Genomic DNA, 12481 nt, shown 5'->3' on the forward strand with positions numbered 1-12481 from the left:
AGCGGTAGTCATAAAAAGCAATGCCGTCAAATATCAAGCTCAACTACTAAAAGAAGAAATTTCACATTGTTAATTGTGTGAGGTTTAACTACTTTTGCGGTTGAAAAATCGTCTACTTTCAAATCCGCAATTTGATGATCAAATTTTTTCTGGATCAAACCCAAAACACCTACGCTGTAGGTCTTTCTAAAGCATTAGAAACAACAGATATCAAAAAACTCGAATGGCTATTTGGCAATGCAAAATTGTCTGATCAGGAGTCCGTTGCCGGCATATTTATAGGCCCACGGAAAGAAATGATCACCCCCTGGAGTACCAACGCTGTGGAGATCACCCAAAACATGGGTATCAGCGGGATTACCCGTATAGAGCGCTTTCGAAAAGCTGCTTCCCCGGAAGAAAAGTACGATCCTATGTTGGAAGTAATGTATAAGAGCCTGGATCAGGAGCTCTTTACCATCAACAGAAAGCCTGAACCCGTTATTGATATAGATGACATAGCTGCTTACAATGAGAAAGAGGGCCTGGCGCTCAGTCAGGAAGAAATTGATTACCTCAATGGAGTAAGCCAAAAACTAGGCAGAAAGCTCACCGATAGCGAGGTGTTCGGTTTTTCCCAGGTCAATTCGGAGCATTGCCGCCACAAGATATTCAACGGCACCTTTGTTATTGACGGACAGGAGATGCCGTCTTCACTGTTCAAGCTGATCAAAAAAACTTCTGAAGAAAACCCAAATTTCCTGGTCAGCGCATACAAAGACAATGTGGCCTTCATTCAGGGGCCGGTGGCAGAACAATTTGCCCCCGAAACACAGGATAAACCCGATTATTTTATTGCAAAGGATATTGATACTGTCATCAGCCTAAAAGCAGAAACACATAATTTCCCCACAACCGTTGAGCCGTTTAATGGTGCAGCAACCGGTTCCGGGGGAGAAATCAGAGACAGGCTGGCGGGAGGAAAAGGGAGCTTACCTCTGGCAGGCACCGCAGTATACATGACCTCGTATTCACGGTTAGAAGAGGGACGTGACTGGGAAAGACATACACAACCCCGCAAATGGTTGTACCAAACACCGCTCGATATCCTGATAAAAGCATCAGACGGAGCCAGTGATTTTGGTAATAAGTTCGGACAACCATTGATCAGCGGTAGTGTACTTACTTTTGAACATGAAGAGCATGGCAAAAAGTACGGCTTCGACAAAGTGATCATGCTTGCCGGCGGCATCGGCTTCGGCAAGAAAAAGGATAGCCTGAAAGATAAGCCGGGTACACATGACAATATTGTAATACTGGGTGGCGACAATTATCGCATCGGGATGGGTGGAAGTGCAGTTTCTTCCGTGGCTACAGGTGAATTTGGCAATTCGATAGAACTCAATGCCATTCAGCGGTCTAATCCTGAGATGCAAAAAAGGGTGATGAATGCCATCCGCGCTATGGTAGAAAGTGATGACAACCCGATCATTTCTATCCATGATCACGGGGCTGGCGGACACCTCAATTGCCTTTCAGAATTGGTTGAGGAAACAGGGGGAACAATTAATATTAACCAACTACCAGTCGGAGACCCTACCCTTTCCGATAAAGAAATTATCGGAAATGAATCGCAGGAGCGCATGGGGCTGGTCATGAATCAAAAAGACATCGATACACTCAAAAAGGTAGCGGAGCGCGAGCGGTCACCTATGTATGTTGTGGGAGAGGTCACCGGAGACGGGCATTTTAAAGTTGAAAATAGCAGAACTTCAAAAAATCCGGTGGACTGGGACCTGTCGCACATGTTTGGTTCTTCACCTAAAACCATCCTTACCGATACCACTGAACAAACTGATTTTGACGAAATTACCTACAATACCAACCTACTACCTTCATACCTGGAGTCAGTATTGCAACTAGAGGCTGTAGCATGCAAAGACTGGCTGACAAATAAGGTAGATCGTTCGGTAACCGGAAAAGTGGCTAAGCAGCAAACATGTGGTGAGATCCAGCTTCCGCTGAATGATGTGGCAGTAATGATGCTCGATTATGCTGGTAATAAGGGAGTAGCTACTTCTATTGGTCATGCTCCTGTATCCGCTCTTGCTGACCCGGAAGCAGGTTCAAGGTTATCCATTGCAGAGGCACTAACCAACATGGTGTGGGCTCCGCTTACACATGGTTTGCAAGGGGTATCTCTTAGCGCTAACTGGATGTGGCCTGCTAAAAATAAAGGCGAGGATGCACGGCTTTATAAAGCTGTAAGTGCTGTCAGCGAGTTTGCGAGAGCGCTGGGCATCAATATCCCTACCGGGAAGGATTCTCTTTCTATGGCGCAAAAGTACCCTGGCGGTGATGTTGTATACTCTCCCGGTACAGTAATTATTAGCGCTGTGGCAGAAGTAGCAGATGTTACCAATGTGATTAGCCCAGATCTGAAAAAAGTAGACGGATCATCGCTGATCTATATAGACCTTTCCCGCGATGAGTACAAGCTGGCGGGAAGCTCATTCGCGCAGGTAATAAACAAAGTGGGACAAAAAGCACCTACGGTAAAAGACGCTGAGTACTTCAAAAAAGCATTTGGTACTATCCAGGAATTAATAGCGGATGGAAAAGTACTGGCAGGTCACGATATATCTGCCGGTGGAATGATCACCACGCTACTTGAGATGTGTTTTCCATCGAATAACCTGGGTTTGGATGTAGACTTATCAGAAGTCAAAGAACAAGATATCATCAAGGTTTTGTTTAGTGAAAACCCAGGACTGATTATACAGGTGGAAGATGTAAAGAGTGTGCTGGATAAGCTTGATGAAAAAGGAATAAGCGCTTTAGAGATCGGTACTTTACTGACTAACAGGATCTTGACTATTCAACACGCTGACGATGAATATTCATTTGATATTAACGCGCTGAGGGACACCTGGTTCAAAACCTCGTACTTGCTTGACGTTCAGCAAAGCGGTGAAGAACTGGCGAAAAAGAGGTTTGACAATTACAAAAAGCAGCCTCTCACATATACCTTCCCGGCACATTTCAAAGGAAAATTATTCCAATACGGCATCAGCAATAAGCGCAGGGAAAGAACGGGGCTCAGAGCTGCAATAATAAGGGAAAAAGGAGTGAATGGCGACCGTGAAATGGCCTGGGTAATGCACCTGGCCGGATTTGATGTAAAAGATGTTCACATGACAGATCTGATCAGTGGTCGCGAAGATCTTTCAGATGTTAATTTTATTGTATTTGTGGGGGGGTTCTCCAATTCGGACGTACTGGGGTCGGCCAAAGGTTGGGCTGGGGCATTTCTTTACAATGAGAAGGCCAAACAGGCTCTTGACGCCTTTTATTCAAGAGAGGATACTATCAGCCTTGGCGTGTGTAATGGCTGCCAACTGATGATGGAGCTTGGATTGCTATACCCTGACATGGAAAACCATCCTAAAATGCACCACAATGCATCCGGAAAGTTTGAATCTTCCTTCATCAATCTTAATATAGCAGAAAACAACTCTGTAATGATGAGATCGCTGGCTGGCACACGATTAGGTGTTTGGCTGGCTCATGGAGAAGGGCAATTTGTGCTGCCAGATGCTGAAACAAGCTATAATATTGTAAGCAAGTATGCCTATAACGAATACCCTGGTAATCCAAATGGCTCGGGATTCTCAACAGCCGCTCTGTGCTCGAGAGACGGCAGGCATCTGGCTATTATGCCTCACCTGGAACGCTCATTATACCCATGGAACTGGGCCAATTACCCGCCATCAAGAAAGGATGATGAAGTATCTCCATGGATGGAAGCTTTCGTGAATGCAAGAAAGTGGGTAGAGCAGAGGATAGCAGCCAGAGTGTAAGTTTTACATAATTTTTCTCAGAATACACTTCACTACGTACCCTGTGGAGCCATTTGTTTACTTCTACAAATGGCTTCCGGGGTTTTTAATGCCTGCCAAGAGAAAGCCGTCATCGATTTGAATACAGGCACACACCATGCTCTCCATTAATGTCTTTCCGCTTACATAGTAAGAAAAAAATAATGGAAGTCTATTAAAACAAAACCATTTGATTTATATTTATATACTATCGGGTAAGTTTAAATTCAATGGCTTATGCAAAAGATTCCTCTCCTCCCCAGTTTTTTATTCATCTCCGCAATAATGATGGGCTGCTTTTCCTACAGGGAGTTACCTGTAGAGTATGACTACAGTTACAAAGGTAGATTTGACAAGTATAATAGTTACGATTTTCTCATTCAGGGTGAAAACCAAAAGCTAAGTACGGAAAACAGAAGTTTGATCTATGGTGCTATCGAATCGCACATGAAATTTTTAGGATACAAACGAAAGGATAATAAGCCTGATCTGTTGCTTTCTTTCAGGGTGTTTGCTGATAGCCTCAACTTTCGTGGATACAACCAGCCCCGTATAGAAGACTGGATGGCAAAAAAAGACCCCGATCTGGAGTACGAAAGGTTGAAGATAGGCATGAAACAAGGAACACTGCTGATCCAGATATTTGACAGAAAACAAAAATCCTCTATTTGGCAAGGCTATGCTACCGACCATTACGGAAAGGTAAATTTTACCGACCTTCGGGATGTCAACAATGCTGTGAAATCGATCCTTAACAAGTATCAGTTCTTTGCAGATGGCTTCCTGGAGGAACAGCAAAGAGCTATTTCAGAATGATTTTCAATTATTGAAAAATATTCCTGAAACAATTTTTCCTTTTTTAAAAATTAATTTTACCTTTGCCATCCCAAAAATGAGGGAATTATTTGAATGCCCGATGGTGTAACTGGCAACACGTCTGATTTTGGTTCAGAAGAGTCTAGGTTCGAGCCCTAGTCGGGCAACAAAAAGGGCGGGCGAAAAGCCCGCCTTCATTGTTTAAGGCAAAACACATTATCATGTCATCAGTCAAGATCTTCTCCGGTAAATCAAGCAAGTACCTGGCCCAGAAAATTGCCCAGTCGTATGGCAAACCTCTTGGAGAAGTAACACTGCAAGAATTTAGTGACGGTGAAATGTCGCCTTTTTTCACTGAATCAGTGAGGGGCTGCGATGTGTTCATTATTCAGTCTACCTTTCCTCCCGCTGATAATTTCATGGAGCTGTTGCTGATGATAGATGCTGCCAAACGTGCCAGCGCTAAATATGTAACAGTGGTCGTTCCTTACTTTGGCTATGCCAGACAAGACCGGAAAGACAAGCCGAGGGTTGCTATAGCGGCAAAATTAATGGCCAACCTTCTTTCTGCTGCTGGCGCTGACCGCATCATGACATGTGACTTACATGCTGATCAGATACAAGGATTCTTCGATATTCCGGTTGACCACCTCGATGGTACTGCTATCTTTATTCCATACATCAGATCGCTCAACCTTGAAAATATCATGTTTGCATCACCTGACGTGGGTGGCGTAAAAAGAACAAGAAGCTTTGCCAAGTTCTTTAACGCTGAAATGGTGGTTTGTGACAAGTACCGTGAAAAAGCCAACGAAGTAGCCTCCATGAGATTGATCGGTGATGTGGAAGGAAAAGATGTGGTGATGGTAGACGACCTGATCGATACTGGTGGTACTATGTGTAAAGCGGCAGCGCTTCTTAAAGAAAAAGGGGCAAATTCCGTAAGAGCAGTAGCCACACATGCCGTACTTTCCGGAAAAGCTTATGAAAATATTGAAAACTCCGTATTAGAAGAGCTTGTGGTGACAGATAGCCTCCCGCTTAAAAAGGAGATAGAAAAGATCAAGGTCCTTACCGTTTCGGACCTCTTTGCAAAAGCAATAAGAAAAATTCATGATCATGAGTCCATCAGCTCATTGTTTATAGAATACTAAAAGCAAAACTAAATTTTAACATAACAATACAACAAGATGAAAACAGTTGAGATTATAGGGTATAAAAGAGCAAATCTCGGCAAATCAGTGTCTAGAAGATTACGCGCGGAAGGAAACGTTCCATGTGTGCTTTATGGTGGTGATGAGCAGATACACTTTTATGCACCGATGATTCTATTCCGTGAGTTAGTATATACTGACGAAGCGCATTTCGTTAACCTGAACATTGAGGGCACCGAATATAAAGCAATCATGCAGGACCTTCAGTTCCACCCTGTAAGTGAGGTTATACTACATGTGGATTTCCTCCAGTTATTCGAAGGAAAACCTATTAAAATGAACGTACCTGTTCATTTTGAGGGTGATGCTCCAGGTGTAACAAAAGGTGGTACACTTATTAAGAAGAGAAGATATCTAAGCGTAAAGGCATTACCTAAGGATATGCCTGAATACATTACGGTAAATCTTTCAAAACTTGACTTCGGTAAGGCTATTAAGGTGGGTGAGATCGAAGAAAAGAACTTTGAGATCCTGGATACCAAAATTGCTTCAGTAGCGGTTGTTGAGATACCAAGAGCGCTTCGCGGTAAGACTACAACGGCTGAAGAAGAGGAGGCTGAAGAAGCAGTGGCAGAAGGTGAAGCTCCTGCTGAAGGATAAGCTCCTATCAAACAGAATTCAATCCTGCCCCATAACGGGCAGGATTTTTTGTTTTACACTATTTTTGGATAATACAGACCGCCATTAAGGCTAAACGAACGACACAAAACTCTTATTCTCATGAAATATCTGATTGTCGGACTTGGAAATATTGGACCTGAATATGAAATAACCCGTCATAACATCGGCTTTCTCACGCTCGACCGCCTGGCAGAACAGCAAAATATTTCATTTACCACAGAGCGGCTCGCTTTTAAGGCCGATTTTAAACATAAGTCACGGCACATTCACCTTATTAAGCCCACAACGTACATGAACCTAAGTGGCAAAGCGGTGAATTTCTGGCTTCAGGAGCTCAAAATAGCTAAAGAAAACATGTTGGTCATTGTTGATGACATAGCTCTCCCCTTTGGCAGCCTAAGGCTCCGTACCAAGGGGTCTTCTGCCGGCCATAATGGATTAAAGAATATCGAGCAGACGACCGGGGGTAGTGATTACTCCAGGCTTAAGTTTGGCATCGGGGATAACTTTCACAAAGGACAACAAGTGGATTATGTTCTTAGCCCTTTTAAAAAAGAAGAATTTGAAGCGCTACCCGAGAAAATGGACAAAGCCATTGATATGACCCTCTCGTTCTGCACCGTGGGCGCCACGAGAACGATGAACATGTTTAATGATTAAAGTTCTCCGTTCTCAGTTTACAGTTCTCAGTGTGAAAGAGTCTTGAAAATTGCTACAGGTAACTTTTCATAGCATAACTTTTTTTGTATTGAAACAAAAGTAGTAACCTCAGAGATCCAAAGAACTCATTAAGGACCCTATAGAAAAAATTAAAGCATAGCCTTCGTTTTTGCCACTATGCCCAGAGCAAGGGCTGTGCGCATGATTCCTCACTACAAAATCGACTGAAACTTAATTTTTCTGCATGATTGAAACTGTGAACCATAAACTGTGAACCATAAACTGTGAACTGTGAACCATGAACTGTGAACTGTGAACCATGAACTGTGAACCATGAACTGTGAACTGTGAACTGCTAACTAATTCCCGATCCCGCTTTCACTTTTTCAGAGGGCTGAATGAAGCGCAGGGTACCGTCAACATTCTCTGCCATGAGTATCATCCCCTGAGATTCTATTCCCATTATTTTTCGGGGAGCAAGATTAACAAGGATGGATACCTGCTGCCCCACCACCTGTTCCGGAGAATAATGCTCTGCAATACCGCTTAGCACAGTCCTTTGATCTATGCCCGTATCGACTTTCAACTTAAGCAGTTTTTTAGATTTTGGCATTTTCTCGGCTTCCAGAATGGTTCCAACACGAATATCCATTTTTATAAAATCATCAAAGGTAATCTCATTTTTTGATGGCGATACTGCGGCATTTTCCTGTTCATTAACCTTCTTAGTGTTCTCCAGCTTTTGAACCTGCTGCTCAATTGTCTCGTCCTCAACTTTCTCAAACAGCAGCTCGGCTTCATTTACCTGATGGCCAGGCTCGAGTAGAGTGGCAGAGCCGGCATCTGCCCATAATTTCCCTGATATATTCAGCATTTTGCTTAACTTATGGCTGGAGTGAGGCAAGAATGGCGCACCGACAATAGAAAGATTAGCGGCTATCTGCAAAGCAATATTCATAATGGTCTTAACCCTCTCAGGATTGGTTTTGATGAGCTTCCAGGGCTCCGTATCAGCCAGGTACTTATTACCTGTTCGCGCAAGATCTATAAATTCAGCCAGAGCTTCTCTGAATCTAAATAGCTCTAACGAATCCGCTATTTTTTTCGGAGCTTCATTCAACTTTTTGATAGTTTCCTCATCGATATCAAACAATTGACCCCTGGCCGGTAACTTTCCTTCATAATATTTATTGGTAAGCACAACACTCCTGTTAATAAAATTACCAAATATAGCTACCAGTTCACTGTTATTCCTTGTTTGGAAATCCTTCCAGGTAAAGTCATTGTCTTTCGTTTCCGGTGCATTAGCGCACAACACGTAGCGAAGTACATCTTCTTTGCCAGGAAGTTCCGCCAGGTATTCGTGCAGCCAGACAGCCCAATTTTTAGACGTACTGATCTTATTGCCCTCCAGGTTTAAAAACTCATTGGCTGGCACATTGTCAGGGAGTATGTAGCTGCCTTCAGCATGCAAAATGCTGGGGAATATTATGCAATGGAAAACAATATTATCTTTACCAATGAAATGGATCAACCGGGTATCGTCTTCCTTCCAGTAGGGCTCCCATGATTTTCCGCTTTTTTCCGCCCATTCTTTTGTCGCTGAGATGTAACCAATGGGTGCATCAAACCAAACATATAATACTTTACCATCGGCGCCTTCCACCGGCACTCGCACGCCCCAGTCCAAATCACGGGTCATGGCGCGAGGCATCAAACCATTGTCTAACCATGATTTACACTGCCCGTATACATTAGATTTCCACTCTTTATGACCTTCCAATATCCAGCTTCGCAGCCACTCCTCGTACTTATTCATGGGAAAATACCAGTGGGTAGTCTCCTTGAGCACAGGAGGATCACCGCTAAGCACTGAGCGAGGATTGATCAGTTCCGAAGGGCTCAAAGATGTACCGCATTTTTCACACTGGTCACCGTAAGCCTGGTCGTATTTGCAGTTGGGGCAGGTACCTATGATATACCTGTCGGCAAGAAACTGCTTACTTTGCTCATCATAATATTGTTCTGACGTTTTCTGTTCAAACACACCATCCTCATACAGCTTCTTAAACATCTCGCTGGAAGTTTCATGATGCACCTGTGCAGATGTTCTTGAATAAATATCGAACGAAATACCAAAATCCTCAAATGATCTTTTGATGAGTTGATGATACTTATCAACGATCTCCTTGGGAGTCACCCCCTCTTTCTTTGCCCTCAGGGTGATTGCAACACCATGTTCGTCCGATCCGCAAACAAAAAGAACGTCACGCTTTTGGCTTCTTAAATATCTTGCATATATATCTGCCGGCACATAAACCCCGGCCAAATGACCAATATGGACAGGTCCGTTGGCATAGGGCAGGGCAGCCGTTATTGTATATCTGTTGAATTTCTTATCTGACATTATCTTCTAAATATTAATGCCGCAAAGATAGAAGATATTCAAGGGAATTGTTAATAATCAGTATGATTAGGAGAAGATTTATGAAGACTGAGGTCGGAAGTCGGAAGATGGAAGGGAGAAGGATTTTATAAATGGTCATAACCTAATAGCATAGCCGGGAAGAGGTACAAAGGTGAGTCGGGAAGCAGAAATCCGGAAGGACTGAAGTCCGGGATTCTCAAAAGCTTATCTGCAGAAATACGGATTTTTCCCAAAATTTAAGAAGCTGCGGGCAGAACTATTAAAGCGCTTTGCTAAACCGGCAATTTCCTCATACCTTATACTATCGGAAGTGTGATACGAAAATGAGTATATTGGTCATTGTCATTTAACAGCATGATCTCTCCTTGCAGCCTGTGTACACATTGTTTGACAATATAAAGACCAAGACCAAGTGTCTGATGCCTCAGAGCGGTTTTGGAAAACATTTGAAAGATATCGTGAATATCCTCGTCATCAATTCCGATACCATTATCTCGAAAATGGATAACCGTAGTGTCTTGTTCCCGAGAAATCGTTATTTTCAAAAAGTTAGCATCACTTTGGTTGTCCTGAAATTTCACAGCATTCTGGATCATGTTAAAAAATATCAGATCTACCAGTATTGGATCGGATATTAGGTTCACATGGGCCGCAATGTCGTAAGTAATATCAAAACGATCACTTCCTTCAATATTTTGCATTTGCGTAATGCAATTGTCAATTAATCCGGGCAGGTTTATTTTCTTGTACGTCAACTGCAAACTATTGATATCGCTTATAGTCTTTAGTCGCGCCAGTATATCGTTCAGTCCACCAGCGGTTTCTGCCAGCAAAGAAAAGTATTTCAGTGATTGCTCGTCCTTAACGTCCATCAGCGCTACATTGCATACGCCCATCAATGTAGCCAGTGGCCCTTTGATGTTATGCGAGGATTTATAGAGAAAGTTATCCAGCTCCAGGTTGGCCAGTTTTAGCTCACGATTTCGTTGCTCCAGTTCGTGTGTCCGCTGGTCCACTTTGTCCCTAAGTTGAGCATTGTACTTCTCCAGCTTATTGTTTTGCTCGGTGATAAGAATATGAGCCTGCTCCAATTGAATATTTTTAGATACGAGAGATTCTTTTTGCGCCTCAATTTCTTCTTTCTGTGCAATGATCTCTGAATTTCTCTCTCCAAGCATGAAGCTAAGTTTCCTGTTTCGTGTGTACGCATAAAAAATAAATCCTGCCAGTGAAACTGCCAGTACAAATATGGTTATGAGAAATATATTGAATTTACGGTTTTGCGATAACTGCTGCTCCTTATTGCGCAATAGCTTCTGGTTTTCCTCCTCTTGTATCTTCAGTTGGATCGCAGACAGGTTGTGAGCAAGGCCTTCATTAAAAAGAGTATCCCTTAGCTGCAAAAGTCTTGTTTGGTATTCAAAAGATTTTTCCAGTTGTCCCTGTTGCTGATATAGTTCTACAAACAAACTGTAGTTTTCATACATCCTTTCCCTGGAACCTATTTCCTTTGCAATTCTTTGGCTTTCTTGAAGCAACGATACTGCACTGTCATAATTACCTCTGCGCTGAGCCTCCTTTCCATAGTAATAGTATATTTCGGAAACACCATTTCGTTCCCCGATTTCCTGGCGCAAGTTCAAGGCTCTTTCAAAATAATCCCGTGACAATTCATATTCACCTTTTAACTGGTACACGCGACCCAAACCACTAAAAGCTACCGCGTTCCAGTTCTTGTTATCCACGTCAAGTGCGAGCGACTGCTCAAAGTACATTTTGGCGGCATCAATATCACCCTGCATCAGATATGTGGTGCCAATATTATTCTGCGAGTACAGCATAAGATTAGGATCATTATATTCCCTGGCTACCTGAAGGCCTTGCCCAAAATATTCTCTTGCTCGTTCATAATCTTTGAGCTTATTATAAACCAGACCGATATTATTCATAGTTAATGCCCGGCCATATATCTCGCCTACTGCTATCTTCATATTTAAAGAGCGCAGCAGATTTTCCAGGGCACTTTGATAGCTACCTAGATTATAATAAGCCAGACCGATATTGTTTAGTGCATTGTTGATCAGGACTGCATCATCTATTTCTACAGCTATTTCCAGTGACTGTGTGCAATAATGGAGTACCGAATCGTAATTGTTCTTATAATAATGCACACCCCCAATGAGTCTGAGAGATTTAGCTACCAGTGCTCTGTCCTGTATATCCAGGGATAGCTTATATGCCTGATGTGCATAGCTAATGGCCTCATCGGGATAATTGAGCCAGGTTTTTATCACTAATTGGTGAAGGACCTCTATTTGGTCTTCAACAGGAGCCTTTTCCAGGCGTAGCAGTAGTTCGTCTCTCCCCTGGCAACAGGCAATAGAAGAGCAGAAAAAGAAGCCCACCATAACAACATAAAGAGAGCGCATGCAAACCCGGCTTACTGAGATATCTCAAACTAACTCAATAAGTTATCAAAAAAAATGTGGTTTACCAATGAACTATGGCATTAATTGGATAATTCCTTTGAATAGTAAATAACCCCTCTGTCACAGCAATCTAAAACTTCATCTATTTTGTTATTCATAAACTCAATAGCTGTTTTACAATCTTTAAGTTTTTCTTTTACAACGGTTAAGTCTTCCCGACCTGCGTTCGTATCGCTAATACAATTAATTTCCTGACTTACGTGCTCCTTCAGTAAGTACAATGTTGCCAGTTCATCTGCTATTCGGTCTCTCTTAAGCATTTTTCCAGGTTTTATTATTAGAATTAATATTAAACAACTTTCTCTCATTGCATAAAAGAAAGCTCCTTCTGCATTTTCTTAAAAGGTACTAGGTAAGACAGGTCGATTAGATTTTACAAGTATAAGGTATGTGCGT

Annotated in this window: 8 protein-coding genes and 1 tRNA gene; 6 read left to right on the forward strand and 3 right to left on the reverse strand. The window is 42.5% G+C overall.

The genetic code is table 11. The features are described 5' to 3' along the window. The first annotated feature begins 134 nt into the window (after positions 1-134). The 6 genes from purL to pth all read left to right on the forward strand — a co-directional run bounded on the left by purL (position 135) and on the right by pth (position 7168). On the forward strand, positions 135-3839 hold the full coding sequence (gene purL, locus C900_RS07340) for a phosphoribosylformylglycinamidine synthase (protein WP_009579082.1): 3705 nt from the start codon (positions 135-137) through the stop codon (positions 3837-3839). Positions 3840-4094: 255 nt separating this feature from the next. Then, positions 4095-4673: a DUF4136 domain-containing protein gene (locus tag C900_RS07345; RefSeq protein ID WP_040496030.1), complete on the forward strand. Its 579-nt coding sequence runs from the start codon at positions 4095-4097 to the stop codon at positions 4671-4673. Between the two features lie 94 nt (positions 4674-4767). Next, a tRNA-Gln gene (locus tag C900_RS07350) sits at positions 4768-4840 on the forward strand. Between the two features lie 54 nt (positions 4841-4894). Beyond that, the gene (locus C900_RS07355; protein ID WP_009579085.1) at positions 4895-5827 is read left to right on the forward strand and encodes a ribose-phosphate pyrophosphokinase; all 933 of its coding nucleotides are present in this window, start codon (positions 4895-4897) and stop codon (positions 5825-5827) included. Between the two features lie 36 nt (positions 5828-5863). Further along, positions 5864-6487: a 50S ribosomal protein L25/general stress protein Ctc gene (locus C900_RS07360; RefSeq protein ID WP_040496032.1), complete on the forward strand. Its 624-nt coding sequence runs from the start codon at positions 5864-5866 to the stop codon at positions 6485-6487. A 120-nt stretch (positions 6488-6607) separates the two neighbouring features. Then, positions 6608-7168 (forward strand): aminoacyl-tRNA hydrolase, encoded by a 561-nt coding sequence (gene pth, locus C900_RS07365; protein ID WP_009579087.1) that lies wholly within the window; start codon positions 6608-6610, stop codon positions 7166-7168. Between the two features lie 355 nt (positions 7169-7523). On the opposite strand, the gene metG is transcribed toward pth, so the two are convergent. From metG to C900_RS07380, 3 genes are all read right to left on the reverse strand, one after another. Continuing rightward, entirely contained in the window at positions 7524-9575 is a 2052-nt protein-coding gene (gene metG / locus C900_RS07370; protein ID WP_009579088.1) for a methionine--tRNA ligase, read from the reverse strand. Between the two features lie 317 nt (positions 9576-9892). Then, positions 9893-12025, reverse strand: coding sequence for an ATP-binding protein (locus C900_RS07375; RefSeq protein WP_009579090.1), 2133 nt, complete (start codon positions 12023-12025; stop codon positions 9893-9895). 80 nt (positions 12026-12105) lie between these two features. Next, entirely contained in the window at positions 12106-12345 is a 240-nt protein-coding gene (locus C900_RS07380) for a hypothetical protein (protein WP_009579091.1), read from the reverse strand. Positions 12346-12481 lie beyond the last annotated feature (136 nt).

Source organism: Fulvivirga imtechensis AK7 (assembly GCF_000331535.1).
GTDB classification, from domain to species: domain Bacteria; phylum Bacteroidota; class Bacteroidia; order Cytophagales; family Cyclobacteriaceae; genus Fulvivirga; species Fulvivirga imtechensis.